Source organism: Bradyrhizobium sp. USDA 4516, assembly GCF_054055915.1.
In genome coordinates this window covers 4,449,716-4,464,748 of the sequence record NZ_JBSRXT010000001.1, presented here as the reverse complement: position 1 = coordinate 4,464,748, position 15,033 = coordinate 4,449,716, and the positions used below count along the sequence as shown (strand labels likewise).

The following is a 15,033-nucleotide window of genomic DNA, read 5'->3' as shown; positions in this document are numbered from 1 at the left end:
AAATCGCACACATAACGCGAGCAGAAACGCCATGATCGACCAGACCGTCGAGATCCCGACCAAGGACGGCAAGACCACCACCTTCATCACCCATCCCGAGCGCGGCGGCCCCTTCCCCGTCGTCATCTTCTACATGGACGCGCCGGCGATCCGCGAGGAGCTGCGCGACATGGCGCGCCGGCTCGGCACCTCCGGCTACTATGTGATGCTGCCCAATTTGTATTACCGCGCCGGCGTGATGGAGCTCGGCCCGATCAATCCCGATCCGGAATCGCCCGAGCGCAAGCGCATGTTCGAGCTGATGCACTCGCTCAACATCCCGCTGGTGATGGAAGACACCAAGGGCCTGCTCGCCTATGCCGAGACGCAGAAGGCCGCCAACACCAGGATCATCGGCACTGTCGGCTATTGCATGAGCGGCCGCTATGCGGTGAACGCGGCGACGCATTTCGGCGATCGCGTGAAGGCCGCCGCCTCGGTCTACGGCACGCATCTGGCGACCGACCAGCCCGACAGTCCGCATCTTGCCGCGCAAAAGACAAAGGCCGAACTCTATTTCGCCTGCGCCGAGACCGATATCTACGCGCCACAGGACATCATCGAGCAGGTGAAGGCCGGCATGAAGGGATCGAACAACGAGGTCGAGATCTATCCCGGCACGCATCACGGCTTTGCGTTCCCCAAGCGTCCGGTCTATGACCGCGACGCCGCCGAACGCCATTGGGAGCGGCTCCTCGCGCTTTACCGGCGCAACCTCGTGGGCTGAGCCTCAAGACGCACGATGCCGTTCCTGCTGATCGAGTTTCCGGTGTTCAATCCCGTCGCGCTCTCGCTCGGGCCGATCGTGATCCGCTGGTATGCGCTGGCCTACATCGTCGGCATCGTGCTGGGCTGGATCTACGCTCGCTCGCTGATCAAGAAGGAGCGGCTGTGGGGCGGCCCGGCGCCGATCACGCTGCCGCAGCTCGACGATTTCATCCTCTGGGTCACCATCGGCATCATCGTCGGCGGCCGCACCGGCTATGTGCTGTTCTACAATTTGCCCTTCTTCATCGCGCATCCGGGCGAAATCCTCGAATTGTGGAAGGGCGGCATGTCGTTCCACGGCGGCTTCCTCGGCTGCGTCGCCGCGGTGATGCTGTTTGCCCGCCGCAACAACATCCCGATCCTGTCGCTCGGTGACATCACCACCGCGGTCGCGCCGATCGGGCTGTTCCTCGGCCGGCTCGCCAATTTCATCAACAGCGAATTATGGGGCCGTCACGCCGATCCGAGCCTGCCCTGGGCCATGATCTTCCCTAATGGCGGGCCGCTGCCGCGGCATCCGAGCCAGCTCTACGAGGCCGGGCTCGAGGGCATCGTGCTGTTCGCGGCGCTGGCGATCATGATCCGGATGGGTGCGCTCAAGCGTCCCGGCCTGATCCTCGGCAGCTTCATCACGATCTATGGCGTTGCCCGAATCATCGGCGAGCACTTCAGGGAGCCCGACCCGCAACTCGGATTCCTGTGGGGCGGACTAACCATGGGCATGCTGCTGTCGGTGCCAATGATCATCGTGGGCGTTATCATCATCACGGCCGCCGTCCGCCGCAGGGCGAACGGTCCGGCACCGAGTTCAACCTGAACAAGTTCAATCCAAAGCAAGTGCAATCCAAGGAAGGCCGTGAACGAACCCTCCCCGCTGCTGGATGAGATCAGGAAGCTGATCAAGCTGTCCGGGCCGATGCCGGTCTGGCGCTACATGGAATTGTGCCTGATGCATCCGCGGTACGGCTACTATCTGTCGCGTGATCCGCTCGGCCGCGAGGGCGATTTCACCACGGCGCCCGAGGTCAGCCAGATGTTCGGCGAACTGCTCGGGCTGTGGAGCGCCTCGATCTGGCGCGCGATCGGCTCGCCGGAGACGTTCCGCCTGATCGAGCTCGGGCCCGGCCGCGGCACCATGATGTCCGACGCGCTGCGTGCGCTGCGCGTGCTGCCGCCGCTCTACCAGTCGCTCAGCATCCACCTCGTCGAGGTCAACCCGGTGCTGCGCGAGAAGCAGTACGCCACGCTGACGGGCGTGCGCAACATCACCTGGCACGACAACATCGACGACGTGCCCGAGGGACCGGCGGTGATCCTCGCCAACGAATATTTCGACGTGCTGCCGATCCACCAGATGGTCCGCCGCGAGACCGGCTGGCACGAGCGGACGGTCGGGATGGATGCCAATGGCAACCTGTATTTCGCGCCCGCGCCCGAGCCGACACCGCATTTCGAGGTGCTGCTGCCGCCGCTGGTGCGCGCCGCGCCACTCGGGGCAGTGTTCGAATGGCGGCCCGACAACGAGATCATGAAGCTCGCCACGCGGCTGCGCGACCAGGACGGCGCCGCGCTGATCATCGATTACGGCCATCTGCGCAGCGACGCCGGCGACACCTTCCAGGCGATCGCGCGCCACAGCTTCGCCGACCCGCTGAAGAACCCCGGACAGGCCGACGTGACCGCGCATGTCGATTTCCAGGCCCTGGCGCGGGCCGCCGAGGATGTCGGCGCGCGCGTCCACGGACCGGCGACGCAGGGTGACTTCCTCAAGCGTCTCGGCGTCGAGGCCCGTGCGGCCGGGCTGATGGCGAAGGCAAGCCCCGAAGTCTCCGCCGACGTTGCCGGTGCGCTGAAGCGCCTGACCGATTCCGGACGCGGCGGGATGGGCTCGATGTTCAAGGTCATGGCCATCTCCGACCCACGCCTCACCTCGATCGCCGGATTGAGCGATCAGCCTGACGAGACCGAAGAATGACATTGGGATCACCGCTGCTGTCGTCCATTCCGGGCCTGCGCCATGCCTTCTTCTCGCGCGAGGGCGGCGTGTCGGAGGGCATCTATGCCGCGCTGAATGGCGGGCTCGGCTCGCGTGACGATCCAGCCAAGGTCGCGGAGAACCGGCGGCGGATGGCGGCGCAGCTCGGCGTGCCGCTCGATCACCTCGTCAGCGTGCATCAGGTTCACTCGCCTGACGTCGTGGCCGTGACCGGTCCATGGAATGGCGCCGCGCGCCCGAAGGCGGACGCGCTCGTCACCCGCACCGAGGGCCTTGCGATATCGGTCACGACGGCCGACTGCGGCCCGATCCTGTTCGTCGATCCCAATGCGCGGGTGATCGGCGCGGCGCATGCCGGCTGGAAGGGCGCGCTGACCGGCGTGCTGGAATCGACCATCGACGCGATGGAGAAGCTCGGCGCCGAGCGCGGCGGCATCGTCGCCGCCATCGGCCCGCTGATCCGCAAGGAATCCTACGAGGTCGGCAACGAATTCGTCGAACGCTTCATCGAGGCCGATGCGGAGAACGGCATGTTCTTCATGCCCGCCGAACGCGACGGACACGCGATGTTCGATCTTGCCGGCTTCATCCGCATGCGGCTGGAAAATGCCGGCGTGCTGATGATCGACGATCTCGGCATCGACACCTATTCCGACGAGCGCTGCTTCAGCTACCGCCGCTCCGTGCATCGCAAGGAAGCCGATTACGGCCGGCTCGTTCACGCCATCGCGCTGGAAGGCTGACGCCGGGCATCCAACGCGTTTTCCCGCGAAGTGGATACCGGTTCGCGGTGAAGAAAACGCGTCAAGATAAAATCTGGCGATTTTTGTGCGACAAGCGTCTTGACTCTCCACCTGCTGGAGACCGGACAAGCGGCGCATGACACAACGCACCTACAGCATCGGCGAGGCGGCACGGCTCAGCGGAATTTCCGTCCGCAAGCTCCGCTTCTATTCGGACCAGGGGTTGCTGCCGCCGGCCGGCCGCACCGCGAGCGGCTATCGCGTCTTCACCGACGACGAACTGGTTCGCCTCGACCTGATCCGCTGTCTGCGCGATGCGGGGCTCGGTCTCGATGCTATCCGCGAGGTCCTGACCAAGGAACTCTCGCTGGTCGAGGCGCTGCAGCTTCGCCTCGAGACGCTGGAAGCGGAGATCGCGGCACAGCGCCGCGTCGCCTCGGCCCTGCGGGCTGCGTTGCGTTCACCGCAACTCACCGAAGCAGACTTGAGGAGATTTTTGACCATGACGCAGCTGTCCCGCGCCGAGCGCCGCAACGTCGTCGAACGCTTTTTCGAGAAGGTGTCCGACGGTATCAACATCGACCGGAAATGGATCCGGCAGATGATCGAGACCAGCGTGCCCGAATTGCCCGACGAGCCGACGCCCGAGCAGTGCGATGCCTGGATCGAGCTTTCGGAGATGCTCAACGACCCTTCCCTCGTCGCCAACATCCGCGCCAACGCGGAGGACGTCTGGAATCACCACGTGCTGGATCTCACCGCCTGGCAAGCGGCCAACGAAACCGTGCTGGCGAGAGCCAAGGAGATTATCGCGACCGACCTCGGCCCGACGTCGGAGGTGGGCCAGGCGCTGGCCCGCGACTGGCTGGAAACATCGGCGCGATTGCTGAAGCGAAAACCTGATCTGGAATTCCGCAACTGGATCCGCGGCAAATATGCCCTGCACGACGCCCGTGCGGCGCGCTATTGGGAGCTCGTCGCCATCATGCGCGGGCAATCGCCGGACGCGAGCCCGAACCGCGAATGGGCCTGGATCACTGCAGCCATGCGGCACCATCTCTCTGACTGAGCAGGGAAATCCGAAACCTCGCGGCGCGCCGCCCGGATCGGTTAAGCGCTGTGGCCGTCCTGCCCTAGACGTTAAGCCGTTTTAACGATATCGCAGGACGCAATGAGGGAAGCGTCGAACCGCCAGTTTCAAACTGGGACAGCCGTGCGTGCCGCGATCGCATGCTCGTGGCTCGCGATCGCGTGCGCGCTTGGCGGCTGCGCGGCCGGCGGCAACGTGGCCGATTCCTACGCCATGGCCACGCCGGCAAGCAGCGGCGCAACGGTTGCGTTCGAATCGATCGACGGCCCGCCGCCCCAGGTGTTCGACCGCATGGTCGGCGTGCTCGACAGCGAGTCCAAGCTGCGCAGCCTGTCGATCGTGTCGCGCCAGGGCGCTGCCGCCTATCGCGTGCGCAGCTATCTGTCGGCTCAGGTGGTGCGCGGCCGCACCATGATCGCGTGGGTGTGGGACGTCTACGACAGCAACCAGCAACGCGCGCTGCGGCTCTCCGGCGAGGAGCCCGCCGGCAAGGCCGGCCGCGACGCGTGGGCCGCCGCCGACGACCTGGTGCTGCGCAAGATCGCCCAGGCCGGCCTCAGCGGCCTGTCCGGCATGATCAATGGCGGCCCGGCGGACGGCCCCGCGCCCGCCCCGGCACCGGACCTCCGCGGGCCCACGGTGGCAAGCGCCCCGGCCGCCGCCGCGCCCGAGACCGTGGCGCTCGGCTATTCCGCCGACTAAACCCCGTTATCGCCCGGGGAAATGCGTTTTTTGCCCAGGAAAACGGCGGCCAAGCCCGGCTAATGGGTTGCCATCGGATGCGCCTGCCTGATATTCCCTCGCGCACCGAAAACCCGCCGGTTCTGTAAGGACTTGAGATGCTGAACGTCGTATCCAGCAAGGCGCGGGGGGAAGCATCGATGTCGGCAAAGAACGGATCAATCAAACTCGTCGCCGGCAACTCCAATCCTGCGCTGGCGCAGGACATCGCCAAGGGACTTGGCATCGAACTGACCAAGGCCGTGGTCCGGCGCTTCGCCGACATGGAGATCTTCGTCGAGATCCAGGAGAACGTCCGCGGCTCGGACATGTTCATCCTGCAGTCGACGTCGTTTCCGGCCAACGACAATCTGATGGAACTGTTGATCATCACCGACGCGCTGCGCCGCTCCTCGGCGCGCCGCATCACCGCGGTGGTGCCCTATTTCGGTTATGCCAGGCAGGATCGCAGGTCCGGCTCGCGTACGCCGATCTCGGCCAAGCTGGTCGCCAACCTGATCTCGCACGCCGGCGTCGACCGCGTCATGACGCTCGACCTGCATGCCGGCCAGATCCAGGGCTTCTTCGACATCCCGACCGACAACCTGTTCGCGGCGCCCCTGATGGTGCGCGACATCAAAGAAAAGTTCGACCTCGCCAAGGTGATGGTGGTGTCGCCCGACGTCGGCGGCGTGGCGCGTGCCCGCGGCCTCGCCAAGCGCATCAACACCCCGCTCGCCATCGTCGACAAGCGCCGCGAGCGCCCCGGCGAGTCCGAGGTGATGAACGTGATCGGCGACGTCGCCGGCTACAACTGCATCCTGGTCGACGACATCGTCGATTCCGGCGGCACTCTGGTGAATGCGGCCGAGGCGCTGATCGCGCACGGCGCCAAGGAAGTCTCGGCCTACATCACCCACGGCGTGCTGTCCGGCGGCGCCGCCGCGCGCATCGCCTCGTCGCGTCTGAAGGAACTGGTCATCACCGACTCGATCCTGCCGACGGAAGCCGTCAACAAGGCACCGAACATCCGCCAGATCTCGATCGCCGGACTGATTGCCGAAGCGATCGGCCGCACCGCGGCGGAAGAGTCGGTTTCCAGCCTGTTCGATTAAGCCCCACTGTCGTCCCGGCGAAAGCCGGGACCCATAACCACAGGCCTCCATTGTGGAGAGCCACTGTGGCCCCAGCTTTCGTGACAACAAACATTCGTGGTTATGGGTCCCTGCCTTCGCAGGGACGACACCAAGTATGTGGCGCCAGACGCGTTAGAACCCCGGCCGTGGAACGTGGCTCATCAGCGTCCGCGCATAGCCGCCATCGACGATGATCTCCTCACCATTGACGTATGACGAGCGGTCGCTGGCTAGGAACAGGGTCGCGTCCGCCATGTCCTGCGGTGCGCCGATCCGGCGCATCGGCACCACGGCGGTGCGCCGCTCGGTGACCCCTGGCGTGTCGTAGAAGGCCTGGCTCATCGGCGTCACGACAAGGCCGGGGCTCACCACATTGCTGCGGATGCCATGCGGCCCCCATTCGGCGGCGAGTTGCTGCGAGAGCATGACGACCGCGGCCTTGCTGACGCTGTAGGCGCCGCTCTGCCCCTGCGCATTGCTGGCAGCGATCGAGGCGACGTGGATGAGGCTGCCGCGTCCGGCCTTGCGCATCTGGTGGCCGAACGCCTGGGCGCAGATGAAATAGCCGGTGAGATTGACCGCCAGCACCGCATTCCACTCCGCGAGCGGCAGCGTGTCGAGCCCGCCCGGGCGCAGCACCGCCGCGGTGTTGACGAGGATGTCGCAAGCGCCGAGCGTGCGCGCGACGGCGTCGGCGGCTGCCGCGACATTGTCCTCGCTGGTCGTGTCGCAGGTCGCGACGAGATGACCGTCGCCGAACTCGCCAAGCTTTGCCTTGGTCTCCGCGAGGGAGCGCTCGTCGCGATCGAGCGCGGCGACCCTGGCGCCGGCCCGCGCGAAACTGACCGCGGTAGCGCGGCCGATACCGCCGCCTCCGCCGGTGACGACGGCAACGCGGCCCGACAGGCCGAGCCAGTCGGAGGAATGTTGTTCGGTCATGGGGCGCCTCCCGCGCGTTTTGGTTTTATGCCGCAAGCATAACCGAACGCGCCGCGGGCGAGAGCGATCCCGGCACGCATGCCGGAATCGCTTTTCCGCCGATGCTAGCCGGGAATCCCCGCCGCGACCTGGCCGCGCAGACGCTCGAGGCTGAGCAGCGTGTTGGCGCAGGCTTCCGCGACCTCGATCCCCTTGATGACGAAGTGCTTGCGGAAGAACTCGTAATGCACCTCGGTCTCGTGGAATTGCTGCGGCGTCAGCACCGCCGAGAACACCGGCACCTCGGTGCGCAATTGCACATCCATCAACGCCTTGATCACGGTGTCGGCGACGAATTCGTGGCGGTAGATGCCGCCATCGACGACGAGCCCGGCCGCGACGATCGCGGTGTAGCGGCGGGTCTTCGCCAGCAGCTGGGCATGCAGCGGGATCTCGAACGAGCCCGGCACCTCGAACACATCGACATTGGTGATGTGCCTCGCCTCGATCTCCTTCAGGAAGGAGATGCGGCACTCTTCCACCACGTCCCGATGCCAGGACGACTGTACGAAGGCAACACGCTGCGGCTTTGCGAAGTGCGGATGCTCCGGCGTCGGCGGAATGGCCGGCGTATCGGGAGCGCTTTCTGCCTGGGGGGTTTGGACTTGAGAAGCTTGAACGTCTTGGTCTTGCAACATCTGATTCATGGCTTTCCTCTTTCAGGACCAGAATCAGGGCACACGGACAACGACACGAGCCCACGCGAAAATCGCGTTGGCTGCCGCAACCGTTCTCTTTCATCCGGACTGTAACCGTCGGCTTCGGAATTGCACCGAATCTGCTGACCCTTCTCCCGGCTTCGCGGAGGAAGGCGCTCGCGGGCTTGGGCTCATCACCCTTACCGCCGGTGGGGATTTTCACCCCGCCCTGAGAACTCGGCACGCCCGGGATGGACGTGCCTGAGACGAAATATGACCAAAGCGCGACAGCCGGGCAAGGCCTTTGGCATGGGGAAACGGCATGTCCCCATGAGCGCGTTGCGGCTCTGCGAGGTTGATGCGAGGGCCCGACAGCTGATTCACAGGCGCGGCGAAGCGCCGGCAAATGGTTAACAAAGCGTTACGCAAACGCTTAGATTCCGATTTGTTCTCAAAATCACAGATGTGGCGGAGATCAGCTGTGGACGATGCGCGCTTTGGCTGTGGACGGACTCGGCGTGCGGTTGCGCGGATTCCGCAAATCACATCACTTCATCGGCGTCAGGTCCAGGGGCATCCGGAAGCCCGGTCAAGGAACTGCACTCGGCCACGACGCAGTATGTCGCAAGTGCCGGCTTCCGTGTGCGTATCAAGCGATCATAAGAACAAGGTCCGAGACGGCATGTCCCTCCTCGAAAGCATTATCGATTCCCGGAATAACCCGCTTGCGGTGGTCGAAGATATCGCCACCGACAACAACTGGGCGTTCGAGCGTTCCGGCGAAGACGAGGTGACGATCGTCTCCAAGGGAGACTGGATCGATTATCAGCTCTCGTTCACCTGGATGGGCGAGATCGAGGCGCTGCATCTCGCCTGCGCCTTCGACATGAAGATGCCGCAGGCGCGCCGCGCCGAGGTGCAGCGGCTGGTCGCTGCGATCAACGAACAATTGTGGGTCGGCCATTTCGATCTGTGGACCCACACCGGCATGGTGATGCATCGTCAGGCGCTGGTGCTGCCCGGCGGCCTCACCGCCTCCACCGCGCAGTGCGAGGCCATGGTGGTCAACGCGATCCACGCCTGCGAGCGCTACTACCCGGCGTTCCAGTTCGTGGTGTGGGCCGGCAAGTCGACCGCCGAGGCGATGGCCGCGGCGATGTTCGATACCGAGGGCGAGGCGTAAGGATTTCGCTCCAGCGCTCCCACACGCTCGGCGTCGTCCCGGCGAAGGCCGGGACCCATACTCCGCGGCCCCTGGGCTTAAGCAAACTGCTTGTGGCTGATCGCGTGCCTCACTAGAACCGCCTGTGGTTATGGGTCCCGGCCTTCGCCGGGACGACGTGAGAGTTTGCGGAGTCACCTGTGAGCACATCCAGCAGCGCACTGACGAATACTTCCGGCACCATCGCGCTCGCGGGCGCGGGCAAGATGGGCGGCGCCATGCTGACCGGCTGGCTCGCGCAGGGCCTTGCACCCGAGCGCGTCGCGGTGATCGACCCGCATCTCTCGCCGGAGATTTCCGCGCTTGCCGCAAAGGGCGTGCGGCTCAATCCGCAGGCGAAGGATCTCGGCACGGTCGACACGCTTGTCGTCGCGGTGAAGCCGCAATCGTTCCGCGACGCCGGCGCCGCACTGAAATCCTTCGTCGGTCCCTCGACACTCGTCGTCTCGATCATGGCCGGCACGACCATGTCAGCGCTGGAAGAGGTTGTCGGCGGCGCGGTGGTGCGCGCGATGCCGAACACGCCGGCGGCGATCGGCCGCGGCATCACCGTCGCTGTACCGTCGAAGCACGTCACCGCCGCGCAGCGCGCGATGACCGATGCGTTGCTGAAAGCGACCGGGCTCGTCGAATGGGTCGACGATGAGAACCTGATGGACGCGGTGACCGCGGTCTCCGGCTCGGGCCCTGCCTATGTGTTCCTGCTCGCCGAGGAGCTGGCGCGCGCCGGCGTTGCGGCCGGCCTGCCCGAGCAGCTTGCGACCACGCTGGCGCGGGCGACCGTCGCCGGCTCCGGCGAGTTGCTGCATCGCTCGGATCTGCCGTCGGCGACCCTGCGGCAGAACGTCACCTCGCCCGGCGGCACCACCGCCGCGGCGCTCGAGGTGCTGATGGCCAATGACGGCATGCAGCCACTGATGACCCGCGCGATTGCCGCCGCGGCAAGGCGCTCAAGGGAATTGGCGAAGTAGCGCATGCACCGTCATTGCCGGGCTTGACCCGGCAATCCATCGAACAAGGACGCTTTCTTCCTTGATGGATGCGCGGGTCAGGCCCGCGCATGACGAGTTCGCCGGACCAACGACACAGGCCGCCTACTGCGCCGAACCCGACGTCCCGGCCAGCCGCTTGTTGAAGCTTTCGACATTGATCAGACCGCGGGCGTGGCGGCCTTCGCCGAGCTTGCGCGTGCCCTCAAAGGCCTCGACCTCGAAGCGGATCACGCGGCGCTCGACCGCGATCACTTTTGAGGTCGTCCGCACGGTGGCGCCGACCAGCGCGGCGGCGAGATGGCGAATATCGACCTCGGTCCCGACCGTGACCCAGCCGGGCTGCAGCGCGGCGCGAATGGCATCGCCCGACGCCATCTCCATTTCGAGGATCATCATCGGCGTCGCATAGACCATCGGCATGCCCGGCACGAAATGCCCGACGGTGCGCTCCGGCGGCACCACGAGCATGCGCTCGGCGCTCATGCCGATCCTGATGAAGTCGCGTGCGTCCATGGATGCCTTGCTCGTCATTCCGGGGCACGCGAAGCGTGAACCCGGAATCTGGAGATTTTGATCGAGATCCCCGGCTCGCGCTAATGCGCGCCCCGCGATGACGCGCTTTCGCGCGTCACTTCTTCGCCGCAGCCGCGCGCTCGACGAACGACTTGCCGCCCTTCATCTTGTGATGCAGCGGCGCTTCGTTGATCTGGATCACGACCGCGTCGGCATCGACGCCGAGATTCTTCACCAGCGCCTGGGTGATGTCGCGCATCATGCCGAGCTTCTGCTCGTCGGTGCGGCCGGCGGCCATGCTCACGGTGATCTCAGGCATTGTTGCTCTCCCTCTTGTTGTCGCCATGGCCGGGCTCCTCCCGGTCATTCACGTCGCCGCGCATCAAACAAGAGGTGGATGCCCGGCACAAGGCCGGGCATGACGTCACAAGCGAATGGCTATCCCCACGCCACGTCATGCCGCGCCAGGACCTCGCGGACCCTGACGACCAGATCGGCCTCCGCGCAGGAGAACTGCGCCGGACGCGTCTCACGCCATTCCTGGTTGGAGGCGATCGCAGCTGCGGCCTTGGCGCCTTCGATCAAATCCTTGATCTGCACCTCGCCGCGCGCCTTCTCGTCCGAGCCCTGGATGATCACGCAGGGCGAGTTGCGGCGATCGGCATATTTGAGCTGGTTGCCCATGTTCTTCGGATTGCCGAGATAGAGCTCGGCGCGGATGCCGGCCTGGCGCAACTGCGCGACCATCTTCTGGTAGTCGGCGACACGATCGCGGTCGAACACGGTGACGACGACAGGGCCGAACTCGGCCCGCGTGTCGAGCTCGCCGAGCATCGTCAGCGCCGCCTGCAGGCGCGACACCCCGATCGAGAAGCCCGTTGCCGGCACCGGCTCGCCGCGGAAGCGCGAGACCAGGCCGTCATAGCGGCCACCGCCACCGACCGAGCCGAATCGCACCGGGCGCCCCTTCTCGTCCTTGGTGTCGAGCAGCAGCTCAACCTCGTAGACCGGGCCGGTGTAGTATTCGAGGCCGCGAACAACGGTGGGATCGATGCGGATGCGATCCGCGCCATAGCCGGACGCCGCGACCAGCTTGGCGATCTCCTCGAGCTCGCTCACGCCGGCCTGACCAACTTCGCTCTTCGCCAGATAGGTCTCCGCCGCAGCAATTGCCTCTCGCCAATCGTCGCGCTGCTGCGTGACGGCCAGGACGATATCGGCATCCGCGGGGCTCAGGTCGGCGCCCTTGGTAAAGTCGCCCTTGCCTTCTTCGCCGCCATCCCATCGTCCGGGACCAAGCAGCTTGCGAACCTCGTCGGCGGGAAATTTGTCCAGCTTGTCGATCGCGCGCAGCACCGTGAGACGGCGGCCCGCATTCTCCTCACCGCCGAGGCCGATCGCCTCGAGCACGCCGTCGAGCACCTTGCGGTTGTTCACCTTCACGACATAGGAGCCGCGCGGAATGCCGAGCGCTTCCATCGTGTCGGCCGCCATCATGCAAATCTCGGCGTCGGCCGCCGGCGTCGCCGAGCCGACCGTGTCGGCGTCGAACTGCATGAACTGGCGGAAGCGGCCGGGACCGGGCTTCTCGTTGCGGAAGACATAGCCGAACCGATACGACCGACAAGGCTTCGGCAGCGCGTCGAAGTTTTCCGCGACATAGCGCGCCAGCGGCGCGGTGAGGTCGTAGCGCAGCGATATCCACTGCTCGTCATCGTCCTGGAACGAGAACACGCCCTCATTGGGCCGGTCCTGGTCGGGCAGGAACTTGCCGAGCGCGTCGGTGTATTCCATCGCCGGCGTCTCCACCGGCTCGAAGCCGTAGAGCTCGTAGACGGCGCGGATCTTCTCGACCATCGCCCGCGTGGCATTGATCGCGGCCGGGCCGCGATCTTCCAGCCCGCGCGGCAGGCGCGCCTTCAGTTTCTGGGGTTTTTTGGGTTTCTCGGCCATGTCATGCGCTGCAAGGTCTGTAAGCCGCGGTAGCTTACAAAGATACGCCGGGTTACCAGCCGAGGCGGCGCGGAGCAAGGTATCCGGCCGCTCTTACCTCGCCCCGCTTGCGGGGAGAGGTCGGAATTCAAGCGTAGCTTGAATTCCGGGTGAGGGGGACTCTCCGCGAGCCGTGCTCTTACCATGTTTGCGCAAGCAGCCCCTCACGCCACCCTCTCCCCGCAAGAGCGGGGCGAGGGAGCGAGAGAGAGTGCCTACCGTACAGCCCGCGCGTCAGGCGACGTTCCTGATCCAGTTATGCGGGTCGTTGGTGCGACCGTACTGGATGTCGACCAGCTTCTTGCGCAGGCCCATGGCGACCGGGCCGGCCACGCCGCCGCTGATCTGGAAGTCGCCGCTCGCCGAGCACACCTTGCCGATCGGCGAAATGACGGCCGCGGTGCCGCAGGCGAACGCCTCCTTCAGCTTGCCGCTGGCGGCGTCAGCGCGCCATTGCTGGATCGTATAGGGCTCCTCGCGCACGCGCGTGCCGGCATCCTTGGCAAGCGCGATGATCGAGTCGCGGGTGATGCCGGGCAGGATGGTGCCGAGCGGCGGCGTCAGCAGCGAGCCGTCGTCGAATGCGAAGAACACGTTCATGCCGCCGAGCTCCTCGATGTAGCGGCGCTCGACCGCATCGAGGAACACGACCTGGTCGCAGCCCCGTTCGATCGCCTCGGCCTGCGCGCGCAGGCTGGCGGCGTAGTTGCCGCCGCACTTGACGGCGCCGGTGCCGCCGATCGCGGCGCGCGTGTAATTCTCCGACACCCAGATCGACACCGGCGCAGGGCCGCCCTTGAAATAGGAGCCGACCGGCGAGGCGATGACCGAGAAGATGTATTCGGCCGACGGCTTCACGCCGAGGAAGACCTCGCTCGCGATCATGAAGGGCCGCAGATAGAGACTGCCCTCGCCGCCCGGGATCCAGGCGCGATCGATCCGCACCAGCTGCTCGACTGCATCGATGAACAAATTCTCGGGCAACGGCGCCATCGCCATGCGCTCGGCCGAATCATGGAAGCGGCGGGCATTGGCGTCCGGCCGAAACAGGTTCACGCCGCCGTCGTCGCGCTTGTAGGCCTTGAGGCCTTCGAAAATTTCCTGGGCGTAGTGCAGCACCGCGCCGGCCGGATCGAGCGGAAAATTCGCGCGGGCCTCGACGCGGGCGCTGTGCCAGCCCTTGCCCTGGCTGTAGCGGACGATCGCCATGTGATCGGTAAAGACCCGGCCGAAGCCGGGGTCCACGAGCTTCGCCGCGCGATCCTTGTCGGACGTCGCATTCGGCGAAGGCTGGATGTCAAATTTCAAAGTCATTTTTCTTGCTTTCCGCTGTCGGAACCGGCGCGATACCCGGCGCCGGCCTGTTTCCCCCGGAGCCATCAGGCTCGGCTGGCCCGAACTTCACCACCGCCGGCCACGCCGCCGGCTTCCATCGCCAACATGCCGTTTAGACATGCTTTTGCGGAATGCTGAAGTCCAGTATGTTTGCCGAAATGCCGCTCGACAATCGCACGGTAGTCCAATTTGCGGCCCAAACCGCCTCACAGGCTCGTTCAGGCCGCCTTAAACGCTGTCGAGGACAAAACGACCTAATGTTTCGTCGTGACAGGCAGTTTTGTAACATTGAACCCAAGATACGTCAATATGACTGACATAAATTTCTCAGGCATGGCTGCCAAGCCCGATTCGCAGGGAGACGACAACGCCCCGGCGGCGGGGGCGCGCGACCTGCGCTGGGATATCATCGAGCTGTTGTTCTTCGCCTACCGCGACTTTGTCGGCGATGCCGACCAGGAGCTGGAGGCGTTCGGCTTCGGCCGCGCCCACCACCGCGTCATCCACTTCGTTACCCGCTATCCGGGGCTGAAGGTCGCCGACCTGCTCGACGTCCTGCGCATCACCAAGCAGTCGCTCGGGCGCGTGCTCAAGCAGCTCCTGGACGAGGGCTATATCGTGCAGAAGACCGGCAACAACGACCGCCGGCAGCGCCTGCTCTACGCCACACCGAAGGGCGAAGCGCTGGTCGCCAAGCTCGCGGGGCTGCAGACCGACCGCATCAACCGCGCGGTCGCCGGCATCGATCCGGCCGGCGTCGAGACGGTTCGCCAATTCCTCCGCGCGATGATCGACCGCGACGATCCCGACAAGGTGCTCGAAGCGATCTTCGGCGGCGGCAGGAAAACGAGGGAGTGAGCTGGTGCAGGCT

The 15,033-nt window shown here is 65.5% G+C and carries 16 protein-coding genes and 1 riboswitch; of the genes, 10 read left to right on the top strand and 6 right to left on the bottom strand.

All coding sequences use genetic code 11. The features are described from left to right. The first annotated feature begins 31 nt into the window (after nt 1-31). The 7 genes from ACVI1L_RS20730 to ACVI1L_RS20700 all read left to right on the top strand — a co-directional run bounded on the left by ACVI1L_RS20730 (nt 32) and on the right by ACVI1L_RS20700 (nt 6,471). Complete coding sequence (locus ACVI1L_RS20730) at nt 32-766, top strand: dienelactone hydrolase family protein (protein ID WP_168856578.1); 735 nt, start codon at nt 32-34, stop codon at nt 764-766. A gap of 15 nt (nt 767-781) precedes the next feature. Next, entirely contained in the window at nt 782-1,624 is an 843-nt protein-coding gene (lgt, locus tag ACVI1L_RS20725) for a prolipoprotein diacylglyceryl transferase (RefSeq protein WP_456783650.1), read from the top strand. Between the two features lie 99 nt (nt 1,625-1,723). Beyond that, nucleotides 1,724-2,782: a class I SAM-dependent methyltransferase gene (locus tag ACVI1L_RS20720; protein WP_456785572.1), complete on the top strand. Its 1,059-nt coding sequence runs from the start codon at nt 1,724-1,726 to the stop codon at nt 2,780-2,782. Then, nucleotides 2,779-3,546, top strand: coding sequence for a peptidoglycan editing factor PgeF (gene pgeF, locus ACVI1L_RS20715; RefSeq protein WP_456783649.1), 768 nt, complete (start codon nt 2,779-2,781; stop codon nt 3,544-3,546). The genes ACVI1L_RS20720 and pgeF overlap by 4 nt, the downstream gene beginning before the upstream one ends. Nucleotides 3,547-3,682: 136 nt before the next feature. Beyond that, the gene (locus tag ACVI1L_RS20710; protein ID WP_057016611.1) at nt 3,683-4,615 is read left to right on the top strand and encodes a MerR family transcriptional regulator; all 933 of its coding nucleotides are present in this window, start codon (nt 3,683-3,685) and stop codon (nt 4,613-4,615) included. A 102-nt stretch (nt 4,616-4,717) separates the two neighbouring features. Continuing rightward, nucleotides 4,718-5,338: a hypothetical protein gene (locus ACVI1L_RS20705; RefSeq protein WP_076825524.1), complete on the top strand. Its 621-nt coding sequence runs from the start codon at nt 4,718-4,720 to the stop codon at nt 5,336-5,338. A gap of 179 nt (nt 5,339-5,517) precedes the next feature. Beyond that, complete coding sequence (locus ACVI1L_RS20700) at nt 5,518-6,471, top strand: ribose-phosphate pyrophosphokinase (RefSeq protein ID WP_028344316.1); 954 nt, start codon at nt 5,518-5,520, stop codon at nt 6,469-6,471. A gap of 153 nt (nt 6,472-6,624) precedes the next feature. Here the strand turns inward: ACVI1L_RS20700 and ACVI1L_RS20695 are convergent, their stop codons facing one another. Further along, nucleotides 6,625-7,431 (bottom strand): SDR family NAD(P)-dependent oxidoreductase, encoded by an 807-nt coding sequence (locus ACVI1L_RS20695; protein ID WP_076825526.1) that lies wholly within the window; start codon nt 7,429-7,431, stop codon nt 6,625-6,627. Between the two features lie 104 nt (nt 7,432-7,535). Continuing rightward, the gene (locus ACVI1L_RS20690; RefSeq protein ID WP_057016614.1) at nt 7,536-8,117 is read right to left on the bottom strand and encodes a 6,7-dimethyl-8-ribityllumazine synthase; all 582 of its coding nucleotides are present in this window, start codon (nt 8,115-8,117) and stop codon (nt 7,536-7,538) included. A gap of 78 nt (nt 8,118-8,195) precedes the next feature. Beyond that, nucleotides 8,196-8,349, bottom strand: a riboswitch (FMN riboswitch). Nucleotides 8,350-8,790: 441 nt separating this feature from the next. On the opposite strand from ACVI1L_RS20690, the gene ACVI1L_RS20685 reads away from it, so the two are divergent. Together ACVI1L_RS20685 and proC are read left to right on the top strand one after the other, a co-directional pair. After that, the gene (locus ACVI1L_RS20685) at nt 8,791-9,291 is read left to right on the top strand and encodes a type III secretion system chaperone family protein (protein ID WP_016844492.1); all 501 of its coding nucleotides are present in this window, start codon (nt 8,791-8,793) and stop codon (nt 9,289-9,291) included. Between the two features lie 179 nt (nt 9,292-9,470). After that, nucleotides 9,471-10,301, top strand: coding sequence for a pyrroline-5-carboxylate reductase (gene proC, locus ACVI1L_RS20680; RefSeq protein ID WP_076825528.1), 831 nt, complete (start codon nt 9,471-9,473; stop codon nt 10,299-10,301). Between the two features lie 123 nt (nt 10,302-10,424). On the opposite strand, the gene ACVI1L_RS20675 is transcribed toward proC, so the two are convergent. The 4 genes from ACVI1L_RS20675 to ACVI1L_RS20660 form a co-directional block, all read right to left on the bottom strand. Further along, entirely contained in the window at nt 10,425-10,835 is a 411-nt protein-coding gene (locus tag ACVI1L_RS20675; RefSeq protein WP_057016658.1) for a thioesterase family protein, read from the bottom strand. A 115-nt stretch (nt 10,836-10,950) separates the two neighbouring features. Beyond that, nucleotides 10,951-11,154, bottom strand: coding sequence for a tautomerase family protein (locus tag ACVI1L_RS20670; protein WP_018269806.1), 204 nt, complete (start codon nt 11,152-11,154; stop codon nt 10,951-10,953). 119 nt (nt 11,155-11,273) lie between these two features. Beyond that, a complete protein-coding gene (hisS, locus tag ACVI1L_RS20665) occupies nt 11,274-12,788 on the bottom strand; it encodes a histidine--tRNA ligase (protein ID WP_456783648.1) in 1,515 nt (504 codons plus the stop codon). Nucleotides 12,789-13,061: 273 nt separating this feature from the next. Beyond that, nucleotides 13,062-14,141 (bottom strand): branched-chain amino acid aminotransferase, encoded by a 1,080-nt coding sequence (locus ACVI1L_RS20660; protein ID WP_168856574.1) that lies wholly within the window; start codon nt 14,139-14,141, stop codon nt 13,062-13,064. Nucleotides 14,142-14,471: 330 nt separating this feature from the next. Here ACVI1L_RS20660 and ACVI1L_RS20655 point away from each other — a divergent pair, with 330 nt between their 5' ends. After that, nucleotides 14,472-15,020 (top strand): MarR family winged helix-turn-helix transcriptional regulator, encoded by a 549-nt coding sequence (locus ACVI1L_RS20655; RefSeq protein ID WP_038375766.1) that lies wholly within the window; start codon nt 14,472-14,474, stop codon nt 15,018-15,020. The last annotated feature ends 13 nt before the right edge of the window (nt 15,021-15,033 follow it).